Origin of the sequence: Brytella acorum (genome assembly GCF_029309905.1) — a bacterium.
GTDB lineage: Bacteria > Pseudomonadota > Alphaproteobacteria > Acetobacterales > Acetobacteraceae > Brytella > Brytella acorum.
On sequence record NZ_JARBJP010000003.1, the window covers coordinates 117,258 to 140,604 of the forward strand.

The 23,347-nt window shown below is 61.5% G+C and carries 19 protein-coding genes and 3 pseudogenes; 3 read left to right on the plus strand and 19 right to left on the minus strand.

Annotated elements, in window-relative coordinates; genetic code table 11:
- Window positions 1–308: 308 nt before the first annotated feature.
- From PWM43_RS07030 to PWM43_RS07100, 15 genes are all read right to left on the minus strand, one after another.
- Window positions 309–1,355, minus strand: coding sequence for a DUF7146 domain-containing protein (locus PWM43_RS07030; protein WP_010517764.1), 1,047 nt, complete (start codon window positions 1,353–1,355; stop codon window positions 309–311).
- Window positions 1,342–1,782 carry a hypothetical protein gene (locus PWM43_RS07035; protein ID WP_018308132.1) on the minus strand — a complete coding sequence of 147 codons (441 nt, stop codon included), beginning with the start codon at window positions 1,780–1,782 and terminating at the stop codon, window positions 1,342–1,344. Before PWM43_RS07035 ends, PWM43_RS07030 begins: the two co-directional genes overlap by 14 nt.
- An 83-nt stretch (window positions 1,783–1,865) precedes the next feature.
- Window positions 1,866–3,050: a hypothetical protein gene (locus PWM43_RS07040; protein WP_018308133.1), complete on the minus strand. Its 1,185-nt coding sequence runs from the start codon at window positions 3,048–3,050 to the stop codon at window positions 1,866–1,868.
- A gap of 127 nt (window positions 3,051–3,177) precedes the next feature.
- Window positions 3,178–3,540 carry a DUF6915 family protein gene (locus tag PWM43_RS07045; RefSeq protein ID WP_010669161.1) on the minus strand — a complete coding sequence of 121 codons (363 nt, stop codon included), beginning with the start codon at window positions 3,538–3,540 and terminating at the stop codon, window positions 3,178–3,180.
- Window positions 3,530–4,027, minus strand: coding sequence for a DUF6878 family protein (locus PWM43_RS07050; RefSeq protein ID WP_010669160.1), 498 nt, complete (start codon window positions 4,025–4,027; stop codon window positions 3,530–3,532). The genes PWM43_RS07045 and PWM43_RS07050 overlap by 11 nt, the downstream gene beginning before the upstream one ends.
- Window positions 4,028–4,111: 84 nt before the next feature.
- On the minus strand, window positions 4,112–6,166 hold the full coding sequence (locus tag PWM43_RS07055) for a ParB/RepB/Spo0J family partition protein (protein WP_018308134.1): 2,055 nt from the start codon (window positions 6,164–6,166) through the stop codon (window positions 4,112–4,114).
- 997 nt (window positions 6,167–7,163) lie between these two features.
- Window positions 7,164–7,946: a hypothetical protein gene (locus PWM43_RS07060; RefSeq protein WP_010668178.1), complete on the minus strand. Its 783-nt coding sequence runs from the start codon at window positions 7,944–7,946 to the stop codon at window positions 7,164–7,166.
- Window positions 7,943–8,671: a hypothetical protein gene (locus PWM43_RS07065; RefSeq protein WP_010668179.1), complete on the minus strand. Its 729-nt coding sequence runs from the start codon at window positions 8,669–8,671 to the stop codon at window positions 7,943–7,945. The genes PWM43_RS07060 and PWM43_RS07065 overlap by 4 nt, the downstream gene beginning before the upstream one ends.
- Window positions 8,671–10,806: a 2Fe-2S iron-sulfur cluster-binding protein gene (locus PWM43_RS07070; RefSeq protein ID WP_023979780.1), complete on the minus strand. Its 2,136-nt coding sequence runs from the start codon at window positions 10,804–10,806 to the stop codon at window positions 8,671–8,673. Before PWM43_RS07070 ends, PWM43_RS07065 begins: the two co-directional genes overlap by 1 nt.
- 134 nt (window positions 10,807–10,940) lie before the next feature.
- Entirely contained in the window at window positions 10,941–11,504 is a 564-nt protein-coding gene (locus PWM43_RS07075) for a c-type cytochrome (RefSeq protein ID WP_023979779.1), read from the minus strand.
- 65 nt (window positions 11,505–11,569) lie between these two features.
- The gene (locus tag PWM43_RS07080) at window positions 11,570–11,962 is read right to left on the minus strand and encodes a hypothetical protein (protein ID WP_018308139.1); all 393 of its coding nucleotides are present in this window, start codon (window positions 11,960–11,962) and stop codon (window positions 11,570–11,572) included.
- Window positions 11,963–12,042: 80 nt separating this feature from the next.
- Window positions 12,043–12,849, minus strand: a complete 807-nt coding sequence (locus PWM43_RS07085) for a copper resistance protein B (protein WP_023979778.1) — start codon at window positions 12,847–12,849, stop codon at window positions 12,043–12,045.
- Window positions 12,846–14,678, minus strand: a complete 1,833-nt coding sequence (locus PWM43_RS07090) for a copper resistance system multicopper oxidase (RefSeq protein ID WP_042056440.1) — start codon at window positions 14,676–14,678, stop codon at window positions 12,846–12,848. The genes PWM43_RS07085 and PWM43_RS07090 overlap by 4 nt, the downstream gene beginning before the upstream one ends.
- A gap of 76 nt (window positions 14,679–14,754) precedes the next feature.
- On the minus strand, window positions 14,755–15,129 hold the full coding sequence (locus tag PWM43_RS07095) for a hypothetical protein (RefSeq protein WP_317134984.1): 375 nt from the start codon (window positions 15,127–15,129) through the stop codon (window positions 14,755–14,757).
- A gap of 35 nt (window positions 15,130–15,164) precedes the next feature.
- Window positions 15,165–15,437: a metal-sensitive transcriptional regulator gene (locus tag PWM43_RS07100; protein ID WP_007284529.1), complete on the minus strand. Its 273-nt coding sequence runs from the start codon at window positions 15,435–15,437 to the stop codon at window positions 15,165–15,167.
- Between the two features lie 43 nt (window positions 15,438–15,480).
- Here PWM43_RS07100 and PWM43_RS07105 point away from each other — a divergent pair, with 43 nt between their 5' ends.
- Complete coding sequence (locus PWM43_RS07105) at window positions 15,481–17,904, plus strand: heavy metal translocating P-type ATPase (RefSeq protein WP_289841815.1); 2,424 nt, start codon at window positions 15,481–15,483, stop codon at window positions 17,902–17,904.
- A gap of 92 nt (window positions 17,905–17,996) precedes the next feature.
- Here PWM43_RS07105 and PWM43_RS07110 read toward each other — a convergent pair.
- Window positions 17,997–18,514: pseudogene (locus tag PWM43_RS07110) on the minus strand (type II restriction endonuclease); the annotation flags it as partial.
- On the opposite strand from PWM43_RS07110, the gene PWM43_RS07115 reads away from it, so the two are divergent.
- Complete coding sequence (locus PWM43_RS07115; RefSeq protein WP_018308145.1) at window positions 18,514–18,708, plus strand: hypothetical protein; 195 nt, start codon at window positions 18,514–18,516, stop codon at window positions 18,706–18,708. The pseudogene PWM43_RS07110 and the gene PWM43_RS07115 sit on opposite strands and share 1 nt — an antisense overlap.
- 444 nt (window positions 18,709–19,152) lie before the next feature.
- On the opposite strand, the pseudogene PWM43_RS07120 reads toward PWM43_RS07115, so the two are convergent.
- Window positions 19,153–19,620: pseudogene (locus tag PWM43_RS07120) on the minus strand (IS481 family transposase); the annotation flags it as partial.
- A gap of 145 nt (window positions 19,621–19,765) precedes the next feature.
- On the opposite strand from PWM43_RS07120, the gene PWM43_RS07125 reads away from it, so the two are divergent.
- The gene (locus PWM43_RS07125) at window positions 19,766–22,267 is read left to right on the plus strand and encodes a protein-disulfide reductase DsbD family protein (RefSeq protein WP_026200118.1); all 2,502 of its coding nucleotides are present in this window, start codon (window positions 19,766–19,768) and stop codon (window positions 22,265–22,267) included.
- 154 nt (window positions 22,268–22,421) lie between these two features.
- Here PWM43_RS07125 and PWM43_RS15360 read toward each other — a convergent pair.
- Window positions 22,422–22,631: pseudogene (locus tag PWM43_RS15360) on the minus strand (pyridine nucleotide-disulfide oxidoreductase); the annotation flags it as partial.
- A 9-nt stretch (window positions 22,632–22,640) separates the two neighbouring features.
- Window positions 22,641–23,288: an SOS response-associated peptidase gene (locus tag PWM43_RS07130; protein WP_010669086.1), complete on the minus strand. Its 648-nt coding sequence runs from the start codon at window positions 23,286–23,288 to the stop codon at window positions 22,641–22,643.
- Between the last annotated feature and the right edge of the window lie 59 nt (window positions 23,289–23,347).

Genomic DNA, 23,347 nt, shown 5'->3' on the forward strand with positions numbered 1-23,347 from the left:
CCAGGTCTCCGGCTGCGCCCTTCGCGGCCTTTCCGGGGGCGGACAGCGGCAGACCAGGGACGGGCCGGAACCGCGCGCTGGCGCGCGGCCGCAGCGCAGCGAAGGATGGCAGGGGGACGGCTATTTTGCCTCGCGATGTAAAGCGCCCCCAAAGGGGCGCGACGGAAAATAGCCGTCCCCGCCATTGAAGGCCCGGCCCGGCTGACGCCCGCTCCCCACTTGAAAGGCCGGGGCGCGGACCTGCCGGACGGGAGGCAGGACAGGCCCGCCGACAGAAGACGGCCCCCCCACTCCTCTTTCCGGCCCGCTCAGGTATCGGCGGCCTCCAGAAAGCGTGCCACGTCCGCTGGCGCGAGTTGCGGATGCAGGATCGCCCGCAGCGCGCCGCGTCCCAGCGCACGGAGATCATCATTGAAATCGCCCAGCCGTGGCGACAGGCCGATCAGTTCGATCCCGGCGTCACCCGCGCGGGCGTGCAGCGTCGCCAGCGCCTGATCCCCGGCCGGATCGTCGTCGCGCAGGACGTAGAGACGGCGTAGCAGCGGCGGAAAGATCAGGGCAGCGAGATGTGCCGAAGACAGGCAGGCGGCCAATGGCAGATCGGGCAGAACCTGCCGCAGCGAAAGCACCGTCTCGATGCCTTCCCCGGCGGCGAGCACGTCGGATGCCACCCCGAAGCGCACGGCATGACCGAGCAGCCCGCCCAAGGCACGGCGCGGATGGTCGACCGGTGCCTTGCCACGGCCGTCCGCCGCCAGCCAGGTGCGATGCACACCGGTCAGAGTGCCGTCGAGGTCGGTGACAGCGGCGATCATGGCGGGCCAGGTCTCGGTCAGACCGTCCTCGTCCGGGCGGTAAAAGCAACGCGGATGGAAGCGCAGGGCTTCGGTTCCGTGCAAAAGCGTAATGTCGCGTCTACGGAGATACGCGTCTACGGATGTGCCTATGATCGGCCCGGACATGGCCCAGAGCCGTCGTGCCGCTTCGGAAGAACTGGCGGAAGCACGCTCACGGGCAGGTCGGTCCTGTGACGGCGGCACTGGGTCAGGATGCGGCAGGCTGAGGAAGGCGCGTGCCTCGTCGGCCACGTCGCGGAAATCCACCAGGCCGAGGCTTTCGCGGATCACGTCGAGCAGGTCGCCATGCTCACCCGACTGAGCGTCCGTCCATTTTCCCGCCCTGCCGTTGGCGGTGTCGTGGAGCCGGACGAACAGCGACCGGCCGGGCGTATTGCGCACGTCACCGACCAGCCAGTAATTGCCGTGACGGCGACCGGCGGACAGATACTGCCGGCACACCGCCTCCGCGTTCTCCGCCAGACGACGGGCGAGATCGCCTGCATCATGCAAGGTCATCGCCCTGCCCTCCTGTGTCGGGATTGCCTCCGTCCAGGGCGATCGCCAGCCAGCGATCGGTGGTCATCCATGAAATCGTTTTGCGCCTGCCAAGGTCAAGCAGATGCGCACCGCCGCTGAAGGCGCCGATCCGGGGACGTGAACAGCTATTGGCCCACTGGAATCCCCATCGGCCCCGAAGCCGGAAGGCCCGCGCACAGCGTAGCACGAATTCCACGACCTGATGCGGATCGCCAGTCACCTCATCGCGCATCCAAAGCTTGGTGCCACCATATTCCGGTTCTACAGAAAGCCGGAACCCATCAGATGGCGGGTCTTCCGCCGCCAGTTCGTCCATGAATTCATTGTAGAGATCGAGCGCCTTGGCAGCGTTTTCCACCGTACCCACATCGAGAACGCACGAGAAATGCGTGAAGAAATCAGCCATCGGAATGACTCCCGAAACGAAAAAGCCCGGCGCAGTGGCCGGGCTCGTAAAAACGTCTTTACGGAAAGACAGAAAAGCGGCTTTCAGGAAGCACGCTCCATCAGCCTGCGGGCCTTCTCTTCCAGATCCAGCCGCGTGTCCTGGTTGGCCTTTGTCCGCGCCAGCGCCGTAATCCCCTGCACGAAATCGAACACACTCTCGGGCTTGCGGCCTTCCTCGTGCAGCACGGTTTCGATGATCTTTGCGGTTTCCGGTTTCGAGAACCCGCGACGACGCAGGAAACTTTCGCGGTCTTCATCTGTTTTCGCGACCAGCGCCCGACGCGAGGCCTGAATGCCGGAGACGAACGAGGCCGGGCTGGCAGTGGCGAAATTCCGTAGTGCTGGTGTCGCCTGATGCACGAAGCGCGAGGCCGCGAACTTACTATGCCGGATGGTGATCTGTTCGAAATTTTCCACGCCCCACAACATCCTGTTTTGACACACCCCGCGCAGATAGAATGACGCAATGCCTAGGCTCTTGCTGCCGACTTCCGAATTCCAGGCGTAGAAACCCCGGAAATAGAGATCGGGATCGCCATTGGGCAGGCGTCCGGCCTCGATGGGATGCGTATCATCCACGAGGAACAGGAACACGTCCCTGTCTGACGCATACAGCGTCGTAGTTTCCTTGGTGATATCGACGTAGGGATTATGGGTCATGGTGGCCCAGTCGATGACGCCCGGCACCTTCCAGTTGGTATCGCCTGTGCCGTCACCCGCGATCTTGCGCACCGCCCCGACCAATTCGTGATCCCAGATGCGGCCATAATCCGGACCGGTCACGGCGCGCAGTTCTACCCGTCCGTCTTCGGTCTCCAGCGTTTTCACCAGTTCGGCGCGGTGCGACAGCAGCCCGTGCTGGAGATTGATCGCCGCCAGCGGTGCCGGCAGGTCGCGCAGATAGGAGGACGGCGCGCTGACCAGGCTGCACATCTGGCCGAAGGACCAATGCGTCGGCGCGATCGGCTCATGCTGTCCTGGCACGGTCAGGGTCAGACGCTCGACATTGTCGCGCGAGGCCTCGACGCGGATGGCGCGGCTTTCCACCGTGCGGGCCGTGGCCCGGTCTGCCCGCGCCAGCGTGGCAGCATGCAGGTCGGACAGCGACAGATAGCGTTCGTCATCGGGGCGCGAGAACCATTCGGACGATACGCGGGCGCTGCGTTCGCCACGGGAGGGATCAATCCGGAAGCCCGTGCGGGCGGAAGACAGAATGGAAGCGGACATGGGGACTCTCCTCTCTTGCCGGATATTCGGCATCAGAGGCGAAGCCGCCCTCTCACTCCTTCCCGGCCGGACCGGCACGAAAAAAGCGGCTTCCGGATAACGGAAGCCGCTTTCTCGAAATCCCGCATCAGCTCATACTGTGCGGTGTTTCATGCTCTACATCGAGAGGCCTGGCGCGTCCCATCCATGGACAGGGTCGGATTTCCTTCACCCAGTCCGCAAAGCTCGGGATAAACCCGAAATCTTCCCGGACGTGCTGTTCGCCGATCAGCCGGGTCGGCACTGCCCGCCCGGTCGAAAGCGTGAGTGTGACACCGAACAGTTTTTCGGCAAGGAAGATGCCTTCCGCATGGTGTCGCAGCGCCCGGTGCCGGAAGTCCGCCGTGATCAGTTTCGATTCATCGAACCATGTATGCAACGGCAGGTAATCCTCTACCGTACCGCCCCATTTCCGCACAGAGGAGAGGGCATGATGATAACTATGCGCCATGGTGCCCTTCCTCCGTCCATTCATGGCCGTAGTTTTCGACGGCGGTGTAACGCTCGTTATACTCCAGGGCGATGGACCGTCCCGCGACGTCAAAGGTAAACTCGCCATACGCACCATCATTGTTTTCCCAACCACCGTGCGCTTCGGAAAGCAGGTCGTAGCAGACGTTCTCAATGACATCCTTGACGCTGCAATCATCAGTTTTCGACGTGGCACATTGCCAGTCGACAGAGATGTAAGGCATGCAGTTTTCCAGAACCGTATTATCGGTTTCCGGAGTGACCGCCATATCTTCGATCTGGCCGCTATCTCCGCAACCATCGAAGGTGACCACCGCTGTTTCGATCCCAGCAGCATCAAGGCAATCAAACAGTGCTTTGCGATTGACTGCTCCAAATTCCTGTTGCCGTTTCCGATAGGCCTCATAATGCTCGGAAAAGGCGGTGAAGGTATCGGCCCGTTCAGGCGTATTTCCTGGATTGGTCATGTCCTGTTTCTCCTGGATCAGCAGGACGGCCCTGACCGAAGCCAGGGCCGATTAGGTTCGGAGTCATGAATTACGAGGCGCCCGTCATTCGGCCGCGATATTCGTGGCGGTTTCGATGGGGATAACAGCGACCTGTTTCTGATGACCGTCGGTCAAACCAGCAGTTCGCAATGCTTCGGGCAGCCAGCCGGAGCCGTCCAGCAACTGCTCGGCCTCACTGGCCATGTCCATTTTCTTGAGATGCGCAATGCGGGCCGCTGCCTCATCGCCGCGTGCTTCGCGTACGGCTTCGAGGATACGCGCCTTGGTGACACGGCCGAGATAGTTCTCCACCGTCGGCTGCCATCCCGCTTCGGCCGGATTGAGTTGGAGCACTGTCGCCAGCCGGCCGGCTCGCGCCAGGCGCTCCCTGACGCTACGTGCCAGAGACGGACCATGGGACGATTCATGCAGCGCGTTGACGCCAAAAGACAGGCAATGCGCCAGTAGGGCCAGGCGACTGGTATCATCCAACCCGTCGAGCCACTGCCAGAGTGCATCCTCGTCATCGGGAAGATCATGCTTCCAGCCCTCGTTGCGCTGGCGAAGTTCATGAGCGGGAACACTGCCCGGCATGTCTGGCGAATGCACCCGCAGCGGGATTTCCCGGACATAGGCTTCCAGGCAATCCGCGCCCGACACCTGCCAGTAGAGATCGCGCACCAGCGTGTGGAGCAGTTCGGTCAACGCGATGTGCGGATTGCCGGCGAACGCGTCACGCAGGGCCAGCGTGCGCCAGGCCGTCAACTCTGTCAGCAGGCGGTCGGGCAGCGGCTTCAGCCCATCTTCCTCTTCGGGCTCGGTGCCGGGGGCGCCTTCCGTCCCAGTTCCTTCGACGTCATCACCCGCGCCGTGATGGACGACCGCGTCATCATCACCCTCGGGTGTATCCGGGCCGTCCTCGGGCTCCGCCGGCACATCTTCAGGGCGGACGAAGCCCCGTTCGACCAGCAGCGTGGCATCAGTATCCAGGCTGATAAAGGCCCCTGCCCGGACCACCTCCGCCGGATCGAAGGACACAGGGCGTTCTTCCAGCGCCTCAATAGCCTGTTCGATCTCCCCCAGCCGGGTATCGACGTCGTCGGGGAACTCATCGGCCTGTGCGTATTCCGCCTCGATGGCTTCCTGCTCGCTGTGCAGAGCGGTTAGACGGGCGGCTTCTTCTTCCGAGAGCACAACCGGCGAGCCTTCAATCCTCGCGAAGCCCCGCGTGTGTCCCCACGGGAAGGACAGCGCCGTCTCGACCCACTTCCAGCCTTCGGCGCGGATGTCATCGGCCGCCCCAGCCAATTTGTCCATCACCAGCCGGTCGAGGAGGGTCGGATCCTGCAGCCAGCCGCCGTCATCGGCCTCGAACAGGTCACGCATGACATGGCCACCGGCAGCGAGATAGGCATCCAGCCCGACGAAGCGCACGCGGCGATCCGATGCGCGCACGGTTTTTTCCGTCAGCATGCGGCGGATCAGATAGGGCTCGCGGTTATGGCTCTGGGCGATAATCTCCCAGACCTGCTCCTGACGGGCATGGTCATCACTGATGGAAAACGCCATGAGCTGATCGAGCTTCATGCCGTCCTGCTCGTAAATCTCGAGCAGTTTGTCGGACACGGTCATCAGGCGCAGGCGCTGTTTGACCACGGTGGGCACGACGAAGAACGCGGCGGCGATCTCGTCCTCGGACATGCCCTTCTCCAGCATGTCCCGAAAGGCACGAAACTGGTCCAGCGGATGCAGCGCCACGCGCTGCACGTTCTCGGCCAGGGAATCATCCTCGGCGAGAATGGCCGATCCGGCCTCGCGCACGACACAGGGCACCGGGGCAGTCTTGGCCAGTTTCTTCTGCTTGACCAGCAGTTCGAGCGCGCGGAAGCGACGGCCGCCAGCCGGCACCTCGTAGGAACCTGTCTCCGTCCCATCATCGTTCAGAACAGGGCGTACGTTGAGGCTCTGGAGCAGCCCGCGACGTTCGATGTCGCGGGCCAGTTCCTCGATCGACAGGCCGGCCTTCACACGCCGCACATTGGACTGCGACAGCACCAGTTTGTTGAAAGGGATATCACGGGACGCATTGAGAGCGATTTTCTGGATGGCGCTCGCCATGGCGGAACACTCCGTGACGGACGGGCGGAAGCCTCTCTCCCACCCCTGAATCCGTCATGAAATCACTCCCACCCTCTGACTTTTCATGAAAAACCCGAGGCCGATTAAGTCGCTAACCGTCCTCTTGTCGGTCGTCCAGCCTGTGTTATCTGCTCCCCGAAACTGGACATGTGGACTCGCAGTATACATCACAAAAGATGCGATGTCCGATCTGTATCCGAGTCAGAACACCAACATGAACCGCACCGTCGACAGAATATGTTAGACCACCCGTAATCCACAGAAAAAGCTACCGAATGTCTCAAACAAAAACGACGCCTCACCATTCGGCGCTTCTGACTCAAGCCGGATCGCGACATCATGACACCTATTAATTATATAATGATATACACAAACGATGTTTCACAACATAATAAACGGCGTATTCAGGGCAATCTTGTGCAGTCCAGCGATGCATCGTGATGTTCGCCCCACCCCTTTTGCCGGGAAGTGGCACACCTTCTGGCATTTAAATCCGCCAGACAGTTCTTGAACTCAGCCGTTCCCGGAGTATGCCCCATGCTCCGGCAACTTTGTTCGTCCTCAGTGAGTCGACGATCTGTCGTCGTGCCACATGCAGAAAGCAAAGCGATCAAAGAGATACACGTCGTTATTTTAAACGAATTCCTCAAGTATGCGATCATAACGTTCCTCCGCCATCATCAATGGTAAGCATATAGTAAAGCCTGAACCCTTCTAGGAGTGTCCTAATAATTATAGATTTTTTTGAAGAAATGTCAATTTTTCTATCTAGCCGTAACCTGGAAATAACCCTATTCGGGCCAGAGTAAGCCAACTGCTTTCTTCAAAGGTTTACGACGTGCGAAATAATCATACGTAACGTTCGATATATTTTCTGATTTACAATATCTTTTTTGGGCAATGTCGCCGCTTCTAGTGATTTCATCATCACACACGCGCGTTAAATGGCGATATTCTGACGCAAATTTCGTAAGATTTAATGGTGCTTATACCATCCATACCCTCGAATATTGTTCCATGCATCGGTGGTATGGCAGGCATAGCAATGCTCCACCGGGGCATCCTGATGCGCGACGTGCTGCGAAATCATTTTGAAATGCATCATGTAATGGCTGGGCGGCGCCTTGTGACAGGCGTTGCAATCCGTCGATATCTGATCGGCGGGATGTTCGAACGCGGCGATCAGCCATGTCTTGGTGGAGTGACAACTCGCGCAATCAGGACCAAAGCGGGCGCGATGAGGATCCACGTTGGAGTGACAGCTTGCGCAATTCAGATGGAGAACGGCATCACGGTCAAGTCGATGATCAGTCGGAATAGCCGCAGCGCTTCCCGGAATCGGCGACGCTCCAACCAGCCCGGCCGAGCGAAGTTGCGCAACGGTGTCTGACCAGAAATCCGCCCTCGTCAATGCACTATGATCCATCACGGTCATATGTGGCCGCTCACCGTGCTCCACATGACAGGACGTACATTGCGTCGCCGCGACATGAAACCGGGTGGATTGCTTGTCGGCGAACGACGCCAGAGAATGACAGGTCACGCAGTTATTGGTCACCACACCTGTGAAAGGCCTGTGACATGTCTCGCACTGGCCCGCGATAAACTGGTGCGCTTTCGAGATCGGTCCGGGATTCACCAACCCTTCCCAACCAGGAACTGCGTTACTGCCGGAACGATGCACGGCAAGGGGCACAACCAGTCCGACGATCAGAGCCGCAAGCGCAAAGACCGTATAGAGTATGACAGCGGGCTTCATAGCCACCTCAGCCCGTAATACAGGCCTGACCAGATATGCAGAATCAGCAGAAAATAGAGGATGACCACAAGGATGACGTGAATCTTGCGCCAACGCCCGAACAGTGCGTTCGCCACCCTCTCCGACCTGACCGCATACTCAACATCGGCCAGCGCCGAGGCAATCGTGGCCTCGCGATCCGATGTACCCCGCGTACCGGGATAGGCCGAGGTCAGAAAAAGGCGCTGGACGATATTATGGGGCACATCCGGCGTCTCGGGCATCAGATGCGCCACCCCGGCATCTGCCAGAGACGTGCGCAGTTGGGCCAGTTCCTGGGTGCGACCGCGCAATCCGCGCCCGATCTGGATCAACATGTAGCGCCCGACATAGCCACTAATAGCGAGGACGAGCATGATGCCGGTTAGCGAGATCCCCATCGGGCTATCGAATTTATGGGCGGCGTGGATCAGGCCCAAAATGGGTGCAAGGACGCCAGCATAGATATGCACCGACAGAAGGGTTCGGCTCTCGACACGCGGCGCGAAATAACGATGCACGACGGGAATGCGTTTGCCCGCTACGTAAATCAGCGGCACCAGCATCAGGATGGCGGCGCAAATGCCAATCAGGCTGCCAGCCAGACTCCCAGGAAAGCGTGGCGCGACATGCACCAGAAAGCCCAGCGGGAACAGCACCAGCAGGACGACCAGGGCGCCGACAATGATTTCGCTGCGCTCCTGCATCACGCCTCCACGACCAGCGGACCACCCGTGGTCTTCGCCTGACAGGCCAGGATGAAACCCTTGGCCTTGTCAGCCGGATCGAGCCCATCCTCGACCGCCATCGTCACCTCACCTTGCTGCAGGTGAGTCGTACACATGCCGCAGATACCGGATCGACAGGAGGATGGAATATTGACACCTGCCGCATCAGCCGCGTCGAGAACCGTTTCATCCAGTTGCAACGGAGCCGATTTCCCTGAAGTGGAAAACGTAATGGTCGTTGCGGCAGGCGTAACGGCCGGGGATGAGGGGGCCGCCACAGGCCCGACCGCAGGTTCGGCCTTCATCGCGGCTGGTCCGAATGCCTCGCTATGAACATTGGCTTCCGGCACAGCGAGATCCGTCAATAACGCTCTCATGCTTGCCATCATCCCGGGTGGGCCGCAGACATGGATACGCCGGTTTGTGAGATCTGGCACCGATTGCTGAAGCAGTTCCTTCGTGATGCGCCCTTCCGGCCCCGACCACTCTGTCCCCGGCGACCGCCGCATGGTGGCAATAACGTGCAGTTTGTCATTGCGACGTTCCAGCCACTCGATTTCCTGGCGAAACACATAGTCGATGCTGGCATGAGCGGAATAGACGAAGTAGATCTCGCCAGGCCAGACGATATCGGTCAGGTATCTCAGGACCGCCATCATCGGTGTGATGCCTACGCCGCCGGACAGCAGGACGATCGAGTCTGCCTCGTCACCCGTAAAGGTGAACATACCCGATGGACCCGCGATCTTTAAAAGATCACCCTCTTTGACCGTGTCGTGCAGGTAGCGCGAGACCAACCCATGTTCCTCGCGTTTGATCGTTAGTTCGAGATGTTCGACCTGCCCCGGCGACGATGCGATCGTATAGGACCGGCTCGCGGGCTTGCCAGACGTCGGCTCGATGGTGAGTTGCACGAACTGGCCGGGTTTGAAGTCAAAGGGAATCCGCCCCCCATCGGCCGGAACTAGATAGAACGTCACGATCGCCGGTGTCTCCCGAATGATCCGGGCCACTTTCAGACCGCCACGCCAGAGGCCGTGTCGAGGTGCGCCGACGATCGGAGTGGCCGTTCCACCGCCTGGTCCCGGTACAGGGGGAGGCGGCGGAACAGGAGGTGTTGGACCGCCGCCGGTCGACGATGGTGGCGTGGGCGGGACCGTTGGTTTCGGTGCGAATGCCGTGGTGGTCCTGAGAATCTCTTGCACGCGATGCAACCGCAGGACCTGCAAGATCAGCAGAGCGATCGATACCAGGATCAGGATCGTCATGAACACCAGGTGGGCCGGCGTCAATCCGAAAAACAGGCCGTTCTGCTGGCTCGCCGCGACTGTCGGCAGACCCATCTGTGCCGTGAACCAGTTGAATGCCACCATTTGAGGATTCACGAGGCCGGTCGCGGCCGCGCGCGCGGCCATTCCGCTATCGAGCAACGCAACGCCTTCATGGAGATGCTGGCTGGATCGACGCATCGTCTCCCACGACAGGGACTGAGCGGCATCGACCGATGCGGCGCCGACTTCGCGAAGACCGTCCTGAAGCCTCTGTGCCGCAATATCGGCCAGCATCTGACGTTCGGCGTCGGTCAGCTTCGGATGCGTCATCATGAAAGTATAAAGCGGCGTGCGACCGCGCGCTCCGCAACAACCCGCGTCGGCCTTGTCTGCTCCGGGAACCGCACTCAATGCCTGCCCAGCCTGAGGCAGCATGCGGCTCATCATATCGCCCTGCACCGCCGGCCCGGATGGTGGCGCACCGGGGTTCCCCGCCGCGCCCATGCCAGGGTGATGGCTTGCATGCTCGTCACCACCCATCGACATCATGCCGTCCATGTCGGACATACTTGAGTCGGGTCGAGCGGTGGTCGTCTCCATTCCGCCGGACGACTCGGCGCCATGACCGGCATCCCGGGGCGCTGCCATCGGCCCATCGTCTTCCGGCTGATCCCGCCGCAGCGCCAGCGAAGGTGGCGGGCTGCCTGTCGTAGGCCCCGTCATAGTGCCGCTGGACATGGCCGGAACGGCGGGAGACTCACCCGGTGCCTGAGCGAATCCCTCGGACATGCTGACGAGCAGCGTCATGATCACGACACTCACGCTCAAAAAGACACGCCTCATGGTTTCTCCAACACGCCATCATCCTCGGCAAAGCCCATACCGGCCCGCTTTCCGGATGTCGTCAGGGCACGGGTTATTACCCTACAGGGGTATGGCATATTTTCCTTGATCTCGATCAATTATCCCAGCGGCATCTATTGTCGGGGCATCGGCATATCCATGTCGTGATGCATATGATGTCCGCCAGCTGCTCCTGCCTGGGCGACCAGCGCCTGGTAGTCGGAACTGTTCATTCCCGGAAGCTTTTTGAGAAACGCGACAATGTTCCAGAGATCATCATCACCATGATCCGCCCAGGACGGCATGCCCGACATCTTGATGCCATGCTTGAGGATCCAGAACAGTTCGCCTTGCGTATAGCGTTGCGCCACATCATTCAAAACCGGCGGCTTCGGATACATCCCCTCCGCCATATCCTCGGCCTCGACGCCCGGCGCGGAATGACAGGAGGCGCAATGCGTCGAAAAATGCGATGCACCGCCGACGAGCCGTGCCTGCGTCTCAAGATCGACAGGTGTGGTAATGCCCTCGGCGTGATGCCGGATTGAATGGAAGCGTGCCGTTTCCAGAACACGATAGGTCAGCCGCCAATGCGGCGAGGTGGCGCCTACATCATACAGACCACCGAAAACGACGGCCGTTCCCGCGCCGATCCCGACCAGCAGAATGCCGGCGAGACTCCAGGCTAATCTTTTCATGCGTGCCTCCCTGGGCATGTCCAGGGGCGACGCTTATGACGCCGCCCCGCTCCATCAGGAACCGATCAGCGCTGATGAACCGCGTCGGGCATGCTCTGCGGGCCCATCGGCATTTTCATGCCGTCGCCCATGTCGCCGCAGCCCATTTTCATCTTTTTATCCGATGGTGCCATTGCCTGACCGTTCGGCATGGCCATGCCCTTCATCTTCATACATCCCCCCATCTTTCCTTTCATTTTCATGCCTTTCTCTGCCCCCTTCATGCCGGATCCGGGCATGCCGTCCATTTTCATCTTGTCGTGGTCCATTCCTGACATGCCTGACATACCCTGCATTCCGGACATATCCTGGCCCTGCGGCTGGGCTGGTGCCGGAACCGGTGTCTGGGCATGCGCAACTGAGACCGTGGCCAGGAGTGCTACCAGAAGGGCCGATGATCTGAAATTAATGGTCAGCATTGGTCTTTTCCTCATCATTGGTTATCGGATGCGAAGGCGCACAATGCGCCCCGCGACGATTTCACATCGGGCAGGAATAGTCAGAACCACGTCCTGATCCCGAAGGTGAAATTCAGGTCATGGACACGCTCATTCCTTGAACGCGCCATGTCGGCGGCCTGACCGAACGTGCCGGAGTAACTCACGCCGATATAAGGCGCGAATTTCCGATGCCATTCGTAGCGAAGCCGCAATCCCGTATCGATATCGGACAGCCCGGTTCCGACCCCGCGCGCACGATCGGACGCGGAATAGAAGTTCATCTCTACCTGGGGTTGGAGGATCAGGCGATTGGTCAGCAGAATGTCGTAGGAACCTTGCAGACGCCCCGCAGCGCCTCGGTCACTGAAATAGGCCGTGGCCTCCACATTGAAGAAATATAGCGCCAGTCCCTCGACCCCGATCGCGCCCCAGGCCCGTGTGGGGCCGTTGTCAATATCGAGACGCACGCCAGTCTGGACATCGAAATACCGGGAGATGGCACGATCATAGAGGGCCTCATGATCTCCATCACCGAACTTGCCGTTTGTGCCGACCGTGCCTTCGGATTTCAGCCAGAGCTTGTCGTAGTCGGTGCCGAACCAAGCCTGCCCATCGTAACGGAACTGCCCGCCATCGGCACCAAAGCGCGCCTCGAACTGGTCGAGCAGCGCATGCACATAGATGTTATGGTCCATGACCGGCTGGATGCCGTTGACATAGACCACGGGCGCGGGAGCCGAGGCGGTCTGCGCTTCCTGGGTTCCTTCGCTCTGGCGTGCCGGGACTGACTGGGCGCGTCCCGTGCCAGGTACCGCGGTAGCCAGTCCAGCGGCAAGGACCGTGCCACCTATCAGACCCCGGATCACGACACCACCACCGTGCGGAACATGCCCACCTCCATGTGGTAGAGCAGGTGGCAGTGATACGCCCACAGCCCGGGTTCGTCCGCCGTGACCAGGTAACTCAGCCGCTCACCCGGCTTGACGGTAATCGTGTGCTTGTAGGGTCGGCAGTCACCCTGCCCATTTTCCAGTTCGCTCCACAATCCATGCAGATGGATTGGGTGCTCCATCATCGTGTCGTTGATCAGGACGAAGCGCACCCGCTCGCCCAAAGTCAGACGAATCGGTTCCGCTTCCGAGAACTTCTTGCCGTCAAATCCCCAGATGAAGCGTTCCATGCTGCCGGTCAGGTGCAGGGTGATCTCGCGCGACGGCGGGCGTGGGTCCGCGCCCGGGATCGTGGCCCGCAGATCGGCATAGGTCAGAACGCGGCGACCATTATTCTCCAGCCCGTCGCCCGGCTCCGCCAGCCGGTTGATCGGCATCATGGCGACACTCTGCACCGCGACGCCGGGCTTCAGCTCTGTTTTATGCCGCGGCGCAGCCGCCGTGCCCGGCATATCCATCGCGGCGGCTCCGGGCCTGTTGGCCTGCTTCATATCCATGTGATCCATGTCCATGCCGCCGCTGGCAGGGGCATCACCGGGCTTCCCCGGCGGACTCCCCATCTCCATGCCTGCCATGCCGCCCTTCATGTCCATATTCCCCATGCCCATGTCGGTCATGGTGCGCAGCGGGCGCGGGTCCATGGGGGGAACCGGCCCGGCAAGGCCCGGACGGGTGGCGAGTGTGCCGCGCGCGTATCCGGTGCGATCCTCGGCCTGCGCAAAGACCGTGTACGGTCCATCGGCGGTGGGCTCGACAATCACATCGTAGGTTTCTGCAGGTCCGATGCGGAATTCATCGACAGGGATGGGCTCCACGTCATTGCCGTCGGCCTGAACGACGGTCATCGTCAGGCCGGGAACCCGCACGTCGAACAGCGTCATCGCCGACGCATTGATGAAGCGCAGGCGTATGCGCTCGCCCGGTCGGAACAGGCCAGTCCAGTTTGCCCCGGGAGACTGGCCGTTGATCAGGTAGGTGTAGATGATGCCCGACACATCCAGAATGTCGGTCGGTGCCATGTTCATGGCACCCCATTGCAGGCGATCCCGGATCGTCGCACCCAGCCCTTGCCGATGCGCGTCACGGAAGAACGTGCCCACCGTACGCTGGCGGAAATTGTAGTAATCGCTCTGGAATTTGAGATTTGAGACGATGTCCTCGGGATCGACGTCGGTCCAGTCGGACAATACCATCACATAATCGCGGTCGAAATGCTGCGCGTAACCGTCTCTCGGGTCGATGATCAGAGCCCCATACAGGCCCGTCTGCTCCTGGAAGCCGGAATGGCTGTGATACCAGTAAGTGCCGCTCTGATGCAGCGGGAAGCGATAGGTGAACGTGTCACCCGGCGCGATCCCGCCAAAGCTCAGACCGGGCACGCCATCCATGTGGGCCGGCACCCGGAGGCCGTGCCAGTGGATCGAACTGGGCTCATCCAACCGGTTGGTGACGTTCAGTTCGACCGTGTCATCCTGACGCCAGCGCAGGATCGGCGCGGGCGTGGAGCCGTTCACACCCACCGCGTGCATGCGCGCACCGGTGATATTGATCGGTACAGAACCGATCGTAAGGTCGAAACGGGTACCAGGCAGCGGGTCGGGCCGCCCCGACGCCGGTGTATAGACCGAAGCGTAGGCGCTCGCGCTGCCCTGCGGGAGGGCCAGCGCCGCTCCCCACAGGCCCGTCCCGACGACGAAACGGCGGCGCGTGATCGCGCTCCGTCCCGCAAGGGATCGTATTGACATGAATAATAGTCCGCAAAAGAGAGAAGGCGGAGCCGGTCATAGGTCCATGACCAGCCCTGAGACTGTCAGAACAGAATCAGGCCATCTCTCTGGGCGGTGGCAGGGCCGGCGCGAACCCATGACCGACGATGCGATCCGAACGAGACAGGCCGAAAGGTGCCGTAACACCTGAGTAATCAAACGCCCTGGTCACGGAGGGCGGCATCAGCCAATTGGCGACGCAGGCACCCTGGGCGCAGCAATCGCCGCAATGATGACATGGATGATGGTCGTGGCACGGTTCATGATTGCAATGTGCGGTCGTCGCATCCGTATGGGATGGCATCTGCATCCCTGGCATGTCAACCATCGGTTGGGTAACCAAAGCAACTGTAGAGGGCAACGTGGCGGCATGACCCGGCATGACGGACGCCAGCATCAGTCCCACCTGCAGAAGCAGGCAGGCCAGCAACCGTCCCAACCGTGTCGCGCCGATTTCTTGCACATCTACCCCGTCATCTTGCTGACCGTTTCGATCAGTTCCCCGATCTTTTCCTGACGTTCCACCGGATCGCCGGATTCGATCGCCTCCACGACGCAGCCCGCGATATGTTCGCGCAGAACAAGCCCCTCGAGCCGATGCAACGCCGCCTTGGCGGCCCGAAGCTGAAGCAGAACATCCACGCAATAGCGGTCTTCGTCCACCATTTTCTGGATGCCACGCACCTGACCTTCGACCCGTTTCAGGCCCTGCGAAATCTTTACCCGTGACTGCCTCATTGCACTATACCCTACAGGGGCATACCATGGAGCGCAAGCGATTATGGCATGTCTGGCGCCGCGTGGCGGCCACAAACAAGGGGACCTCATGACGAACGACAATACAGCAGCTTGCGCGTCCCATCTCCATGGAGAGGGTCCCACCCCGGCAGCGACCGGAGTTAAGACGCGCCCGGTCAAGGATCCCGTGTGTGGCATGACAGTCGACCCCGCGACGGCGACGCATCATGCCGACCATGATGGCCAGACCTGGTATTTCTGCAGCGCGCACTGTCAGACAAAGTTCGAAGCCGACCCCTGTCATTACCTGCACAAGGCGGACACGACGCCCATCAAGTCTCAGCCCAAACGGGTCGGGGTGATCTGGACCTGCCCGATGCACCCTCAGATCCGACAGGATCACCCCGGCTCCTGCCCCATCTGCGGCATGACGCTGGAACCGGAGGAGCCATCCGACGCCGACACGCCTAACCCGGAACTCGTGGATTTCAGCAAGCGCCTGTGGGGGGCGAGCATATTGGCGGTCCCGCTCGTTATCATCGCCATGGCGGCGGATATGGGAGGGCTGGCATTTCTCGATGGCGGCCTGACGAACTGGATTCAGTTGGCGCTCACGGCGCCAATCGTGCTGTGGGCCGGCTGGCCGTTCCTCGAACGCGGCTGGATGTCGCTCCGCACCCGGCATCTGAACATGTTTACGTTGATTATGCTGGGCGTCGGCGCAGGCTTTCTCTATAGCATCGCCGCGACAGTGGCCCCTGGCCTGTTCCCTGCTGCCTTCCGCATGCATGACGGGTCGGTCCCGGTCTATTACGAAGCCGCCGGTGTTATCGTGGCCCTGGTGTTGGCCGGGCAAGTCCTGGAACTGCGCGCCCGCGCCCGTACCAGTCGCGCCATTCGCGCGCTGCTGGATCTCGCACCGAAAATCGCACACCGGGTCGGCGCGCTGGATCGGGAGGACGACGTACCGCTGGCCCAGATCGTGCCCGGCAATCGGCTCCGCATCCGGCCGGGGGAAAGCATCCCGGTGGACGGCACCGTCATGGACGGGCGCTCCAGCGTGGACGAAGCCATGCTGACAGGAGAGCCAGCACCTGTCGCCAAGGGACCGGGTGACAAGGTGACGGGTGGAACCATCAACGGCACCGGCAGCCTGCTGATGACAGCCGAGGCCGTTGGCTCGGACACGATGCTGGCCCGGATCGTCAGCATGGTGGCGGCTGCCCAGCGTACGCGCGCACCGATCCAGGCGGTGGCGGACCGGGTCTCCGGCTGGTTCGTGCCGCTGGTCGTGCTTGTGTCCCTTCTGACCTTCGTCGTCTGGCTTCTGGTCGGTCCGCAACCGCGCTTCGGACACGCACTGCTGAACGCCATTGCGGTCCTGGTGATCGCCTGCCCGTGCGCGCTGGGCCTGGCCACTCCGATGTCGATCATGGTGGGCATGGGGCGCGGGGCGCGGGCCGGCGTGCTGGTTCGCAACGCCGAAGCCCTGCAGGCGCTGGATACGGTCGATACGCTGGTGATCGACAAGACCGGCACCGTAACCGAAGGCAAGCCCCGGCTGATCGCGACCGAAACATCAGGTGCATGGGATTCCAACGTCGTCCTGCGGCTGGCGGCATCACTGGAAACACAATCTGAGCATCCGCTGGCCCAGGCACTGGTCGCCGCGATGACGGCGCAGGGCCTTCAGGCCGCGCCGGTCGGGGATTTCGCGTCTCAGACCGGCCTGGGCGTGACCGGCACCGTCGACGGCCATGCCGTCGTCGTCGGAAACCAAGCCCAGATGCGGCAGCAGGGCATCGATGCGTCGGCATTGATCCCTGTCGCGGATTCCCACCGGGCGGAGGGCGCGGGCGTCATGTTCGTCGGCGTCGACGGACAGGCCGCTGGGCTGCTGGTCGTGGCCGATCCGCTGAAGACCGACGCGAAGGAGACCATCGCGGCACTGCACGCAGCCGGCATGCGGATCGTGATGCTGACGGGCGACAATGCCCGGACTGCGGAAGTCGTCGCCCGGCAGGCGGGAATCGACGAGGTACATGCCGACCTCAAGCCTGAGGACAAGGCCGCGATCATTCGTGACATGCAACAGAAGGGAGCCCGTGTCGCCATGGCGGGCGACGGAGTCAACGACGCGCCGGCCCTGGCCACCGCCGATATCGGAATCGCCATGGGCACAGGCACCGATGTCGCAATCGAAAGCGCCGGGATGACACTGGCACAAGGCAGCCTCGCCGGATTGGTACGCGCCCGCCGCCTGGCACAGGCGACGATGCGCAACATCCGGCAGAATCTGGCATTTTCTTTCCTGTTCAATGGGATCGGCATCCCACTTGCCGCAGGCGTACTGTATCCTGTCTTTGGCCTTACGCTGTCGCCCATGTTCGCGGGAGGCGCGATGGCCCTGTCCTCCCTGGCCGTCGTGACAAACGCACTGCGGCTCAATGCCCTGAGACTTCGGTGAAAGCAGATTGCCTATTTCGTTCGGAAGGTATGCCTATCCGCGACAGGAACCCACACGAAGCGAAGACCCGTTCATTACAGGAGCATAGATTTTCATGCAGGAGTCGCCAGATGGGATATAGCTTGAATTGGTTTTATACCCTGCCCAAAGCGCTCAATGGCCTTACGATCCTTCTCAAGCGCCCGTAAGGCAGATACCGGACTTTCAGGTCAGCAATCCTACTGAAAGCCGGCCGCCACAGTTGTTCCCGTACATCGGCTTCCCGCTTATCCGGCGCGACAAGGAGCAGTCCCTCCAAAGCCTGCGCCTCTGACCCGCGAGCAAGATCCAGCATCCGCACGATGCCGGAATAGATGGTCGTTGAATGCTCAACCTCGAAGGCTGCGACAACCCTGTGGCTTTCCCGATCAAGCCACAGAACATCGATCAGACGCACGGATTCCGCTCCCTGCGTTTCCGTCGTGAACCCAGGCAACACCGACAGGCAGCCACCCAGATCATTGGAAAGCCGCGAACGATAGGTCGCATTCAGTTTCAGGATGCCCTGCCGCATGGCAAGATATTCCTCCCATCGCCCCAGCTTCACCTTTGATCCGGTCAGGGCATTATATGGATGTTCGCGACGGCGGCCATTGCGCTGAACAACTCGCTCCGTTTTTCCTCAAGACGAAAGCAGGGCAGCAGGTGCGCCACGATACGTTTGAGCTTTGCATTAACGGGGACGCGAATCATCGCCGGCCGGTGGCCGCGTGCAATCTCATTGGGGATGACAAGGCGTCGTCCGACAAGGAGAGCCACCCGTAAAGAAAGACATCGGGAGAGACTGTCTAATCACCATTCAATGACTGGTCTGCTTTCTATTCTTGTAAACTCAAAGCCGATGCAATCTGCAACAGCCATGAATACGATGTCGTGCAGGAAGCCGTCACAGGATGGATAGACGATCGCACAGAGTGCATCGTGAATGATCGAAGCCCACGACGTGCGAGCACATATCGCGACCAATATGACATTTATTGAATTTCACCTCCCGGTCCTAATCAGGGTAACCGTCGACAGACCGCGACGCTGAATCTCATTATTTGGGCGGATAAGCTCTCGAACAGTCTAATTCGCGCGTCAATTAATTAGTTCACCTAATGAGAGTATTCACATTATAGCATCTAATCAATGTCGAGACGCGTGATGTAGGCTCCCGGGAGCTTAAAATTCTGTTTCGGCGCGGTGCTCGGAAGCCTGGCCATACAAGTCGGCTGTTTTCAGGATGATGAGACGCCCCATTGCGGTGCGGACTTCGGCGATGTCGATATGAAAATAGCCGACCGGATAAGTCTTGAACTTCGAGCGCCTGGGCTTGTCGCCCTTGGTGTCGGGCAGACGGCTGATTCCATGGCGCTGAAGACAACGATGCAATGAAGAGCGCGTCAGATGCGGGATCGTCGCCTGTAGCGCGTAAAGGCAGTCGTCCAGGGGCAATAATGTATGGCGGCGGAACGCCACGACGATGCCCTCCTCCTCGATCGACAGGACCGTCGAAAGAGGAGCCTTCGGGCCAGTGCGTCGATCCGCTGTATCGGGCCGTCCCTTCGATTTGGCGACTGTCTTCGGGTTGACCCCGTGGCGTTCCGCCAGAGCTCTCAGGCTCTCTTGACTATGCTGTATCGCTCGACGGACTGCCGTTGTCGTCGTGGCGCATCCGTGGTGAACCTGGCCCATAGCGCATCCTTCCACTCTCGTGAAAATAATGCACCATCAAAACCCGGGACTAAACATCTAGGAAACCGCCTGCCCTGTTCCCCCATCCGTCGGCTGCGCGTATGCTGGGTGTGTCCGCCCCTACCGTGTTGAAAGCCTGACGCTCATGAGCGGCCCTCTCCCTTTTCCCTCGCGCCAACCTAGCCAGAAAGCTCACCCCACCCGCGCCCGCGCGGGCAGGAGATGGCAGGGCGCGCTGGGCAAGGGGCTGGCAGGGCTGCTGGCGTGCGCGGGGCTCCCTCCCCTTGCTGCCGCCTGGGGGGCGGAAAGCGCGCCCGCCATCAGCGCGCACAGCACGGCCAGCCTGATAAGCGCGTCCGATACCGCCAGCCCCGGCTCGTCCCTCCATGTGGCCCTGCGCCTGCGGCTCAAGCCCGGCTGGCACACATACTGGCTCAACCCCGGTGATGCGGGAGACCCCGCGACCCTGCGCATAACCGCAACGGGCGCGTTAAGGGGCGAGGCGCAAACCATTGTCTGGCCCACGCCGCAGCGGATCAGGGACGCCTCCCTGATGTCCTATGCCTATACGGGCGATGTGGTGCTGCCAGTGGTGCTCCCAATGGTGCGCCCTGTGGAACCTTCAGCGGGACGTCCACCGGCGGCCCAGCCGGGGCAAACGCCCGACGGCCTGGGCGCGCAAGGGCTGACAACCCTTAGCGCCCACGCCAACTGGCTGGTGTGCGCACAGAGCTGTATTCCCGAGGAAGGAACATTCACGCTTACCCTGCCCGTGGGCGCGCCTCGCCCGTCCGCGCAGGTGGGGCTGTTTACACAGGCGGAGCAGCATACGCCCGTGCCCTCGCCCTACCCGGTGAGCATCAGCCCCACAGGGGTACTTGGCGCTCAGGGCAGGGAGTTGAACCGCCAGTCCGTCGCGCAAGCCTGGTTCATGCCGCAAGAGCGCGGGCGGATTGGGGAAGCCGCACCGCAAGCCCTGCTCTTTGGCCCCGAGGGCCTTGCCCTGCGCCTTGACCCCACGGCTGACTTTACGCCTGCAAAGCCGTTGTCGGGTATTCTGGTGCTCAAGGCCCCCGATGGGACGGAGCGCGCGCTGAGCGTGCGGGCCACCCCGCTGCCCCCCCCAATGGCCAGTGAGCCCTCCATTGCGCCATCGGCCCGGCCTGCCACCGAGCCCAACACAGGAACCACCTCCGGGACCGCTGCCGAAGCCGCCGCTGGAACCGCCACAGGAGGGACCACAGCGGGGACCGCAACGGGAACCGCCATGGGGGCGACCAGCCCAGACCCGGCAGGGGACTATCCGGCAGGGGAGCAGCCGATGGCGGGCCATCTGGCAGCGCTCGGCAATGGCGTGCCGGGGCCGCCCCATGGCGGGGGGGAAAGTGCGTCTGGCCTGTTCCGCCTTGTTGTACTGGGGTTCCTGGGTGGGCTGGTGCTGAACCTGATGCCCTGTGTTTTTCCCATTCTGGCCATGAAGGCGCTGGCCGTCGCCCGCATGGGCCAGAGTGAGCGCCTGCACCAAAAGCAAAGCGCCATCAGCTATGCCGCAGGGGTTATTCTGGGCTTTACCGCCCTTGGCGCGCTGGTCATGGCGCTGCGCCTGGGCGGGGCCGCCACTGGCTGGGGGTTCCAGTTCCAGTCCACGATGTTCGTGGGCATGATCACATGGCTGATCTTCGCCATGGCGCTTAACCTGCTGGGGGTGTTTGTCTTCCTGCCGCCCGCCTTCGCCCTATCCTCCTCCCCCCGGCACGGGCTGGTGCATGACCTGCTGACCGGGCTGCTGGCCGTGGCCGTGGCCTCGCCCTGCACCGCGCCGTTCATGGGGGTGGCCATTGCCGGGGCGCTGGCCGGTCCCCCGGCAACCGGACTGGTCATTTTCGCAGCACTTGGCATCGGGCTTGCCGCCCCTTACGTGCTGCTGGCCTTTTGCCCCGCGCTGGCCAAAAGCCTGCCCCGCCCCGGCGCATGGATGGACTACCTGCGCCAGTTTCTGGCTTTTCCGTTACTGGGCACCTGCGTGTGGCTGCTGTGGGTCGCAGCGGTGGAGGGTGGGGCCACAACGGTTTTGCTTGTATCATCGGGCATGGTGTTCCTGGCCTTTGCGGCATGGGTTTACGGCATTACCCAAAGGCGCCAGCTCCATGCGGGCCATGACCGGGACTGCACGGCCCTGTATGGCGTGGCCCTGCTGGGGCTTTTGGCGGCCATGGCGCTGCTGCCCGCCCTGCTAGAGCAGGCGCCGCAGGCTGGCGCCAACCCGCCCTCCGCCTCGGGTCCGGGCCTTTCAGCCCTCCCCTCCGGCACGGAGGCTTTTTCCGAGGAGCGACTGCGCGCCCTGCACAATGCGGGCAAACCCGTGTTTGTGGACATGACGGCGGCATGGTGCATCACCTGCCTTGTCAATGAGCGCATGGCGCTCAACACACAGGCGACACAGGCAGCCATGGCACGCTATGGCGTAATAACGCTCCGGGGGGACTGGACACAGCGCAACCCCGCCATAACCGCGTTTTTGCGCAAACATGGGCGCGATGGCGTGCCATTCTACCTGTTTGTGCCCGCACATGGCGCGGCAGTGGTGTTGCCACAGATACTGACGCCCGGACTGGTCATAGGCACCATAACGCCCCACGACAAATAACCGGGCGCTGGCTGTACCAGCCCCGGCTCGGCCCGGGCAGGGTGTAAACGGCCCCAAAAGCTCCGGGGCAGTTCAACCTGCTGCCCGTTAACGCGGATCAGCCCGTCCGGCTCGATCACGTCGAGCGGCGCAAATGCGGAGAGCGCGGGTCGGAATGGGAGGAGTGGATTTGCGTTCTGGCAAACAATTCGCGGCCCGGATAATCGGGGATGAAGGGCGCAGACCATGTGCCGGTGGCGCCGATGACCGCGCGGCTTAGGAAATCACCCACGCTGGTGCTGACATTCAGGAATTTCTGGTCAGTGCGTTCCACACGTCCGACCATTACGGGGCGGTGGATCGGCGGCGCATAGCGCGCCTCGTAGAGGCGCCATCAAGCAACCCCCGTGGGTGGAGCAATCGCTATTAGCGCTCCGTCCGGCAATGCCTGCTGCACCTGCAAGGCCTCAGGTGCCGGCGCTGTCATCCACAGATCCATATCTTCCTGCTGCGTCAGGATAACTGGCATGGCCCAAGGATGAATAGCACCGACCTCCCGGTTGGCTTCAGTGGTCAGGAATCCATACAGGTTATTTGTCGTCTCGCCGTCAGCCAGTTTCCTGACCGACGTCCACCGGCACCACAGACCGGCGAAGAAGGCCAGCGGCTCGCCATCCGCTCTGGCGAACCAGACCTGACGACTTCCACCTTCGGGCAGATGTTCGGGCTCGGCAAACGCCGTCAGCGGCACCAGGCAGCGATGTTCCACGCCTTCCCATCGCCGCCACCAGGACGATTCCATATGCCGGATATTGGTTATGCCCCGATCCACCTTCCTGCCCTTGAGCATGCCGGGTGGCGTCGGCATTCCCCAGCGGGCCATGACCAGTTCCCTGCCGCCCTCGGCATTGCGGATGATTGGGGCCATTGTATTCGGCCACACCTCGGGCAACGGTTGCAGGTTGCCGATATGATCGATCATGACCCTGGCGATCATCCTGATCGCCTCCTGGTTCGTCATTACGGAGTAGAGGTTGCACATCGGTGCCGTCCTTCCGTCGTCGGCCAGAAAAAATCCCTGAGACTCAAAGCTTTACAGAT

Excerpts from the sequence above, each read along its gene's own strand:
- PWM43_RS07030 (WP_010517764.1), bottom strand. The coding sequence starts at position 1,355 with ATGACCTTGCATGATGCAGGCGATCTCGCCCGTCGTCTGGCGGAGAAC.
- PWM43_RS07035 (WP_018308132.1), bottom strand. The coding sequence starts at position 1,782 with ATGGCTGATTTCTTCACGCATTTCTCGTGCGTTCTCGATGTGGGTACG.
- PWM43_RS07040 (WP_018308133.1), bottom strand. The coding sequence starts at position 3,050 with ATGTCCGCTTCCATTCTGTCTTCCGCCCGCACGGGCTTCCGGATTGAT.
- PWM43_RS07045 (WP_010669161.1), bottom strand. The coding sequence starts at position 3,540 with ATGGCGCATAGTTATCATCATGCCCTCTCCTCTGTGCGGAAATGGGGC.
- PWM43_RS07050 (WP_010669160.1), bottom strand. The coding sequence starts at position 4,027 with ATGACCAATCCAGGAAATACGCCTGAACGGGCCGATACCTTCACCGCC.
- PWM43_RS07055 (WP_018308134.1), bottom strand. The coding sequence starts at position 6,166 with ATGGCGAGCGCCATCCAGAAAATCGCTCTCAATGCGTCCCGTGATATC.
- PWM43_RS07060 (WP_010668178.1), bottom strand. The coding sequence starts at position 7,946 with ATGAAGCCCGCTGTCATACTCTATACGGTCTTTGCGCTTGCGGCTCTG.
- PWM43_RS07065 (WP_010668179.1), bottom strand. The coding sequence starts at position 8,671 with ATGCAGGAGCGCAGCGAAATCATTGTCGGCGCCCTGGTCGTCCTGCTG.
- PWM43_RS07070 (WP_023979780.1), bottom strand. The coding sequence starts at position 10,806 with ATGAGGCGTGTCTTTTTGAGCGTGAGTGTCGTGATCATGACGCTGCTC.
- PWM43_RS07075 (WP_023979779.1), bottom strand. The coding sequence starts at position 11,504 with ATGAAAAGATTAGCCTGGAGTCTCGCCGGCATTCTGCTGGTCGGGATC.
- PWM43_RS07080 (WP_018308139.1), bottom strand. The coding sequence starts at position 11,962 with ATGCTGACCATTAATTTCAGATCATCGGCCCTTCTGGTAGCACTCCTG.
- PWM43_RS07090 (WP_042056440.1), bottom strand. The coding sequence starts at position 14,678 with ATGTCAATACGATCCCTTGCGGGACGGAGCGCGATCACGCGCCGCCGT.
- PWM43_RS07100 (WP_007284529.1), bottom strand. The coding sequence starts at position 15,437 with ATGAGGCAGTCACGGGTAAAGATTTCGCAGGGCCTGAAACGGGTCGAA.
- PWM43_RS07105 (WP_289841815.1), top strand. The coding sequence starts at position 15,481 with ATGGCATGTCTGGCGCCGCGTGGCGGCCACAAACAAGGGGACCTCATG.
- PWM43_RS07115 (WP_018308145.1), top strand. The coding sequence starts at position 18,514 with ATGGATGTTCGCGACGGCGGCCATTGCGCTGAACAACTCGCTCCGTTT.
- PWM43_RS07125 (WP_026200118.1), top strand. The coding sequence starts at position 19,766 with ATGAGCGGCCCTCTCCCTTTTCCCTCGCGCCAACCTAGCCAGAAAGCT.
- PWM43_RS07130 (WP_010669086.1), bottom strand. The coding sequence starts at position 23,288 with ATGTGCAACCTCTACTCCGTAATGACGAACCAGGAGGCGATCAGGATG.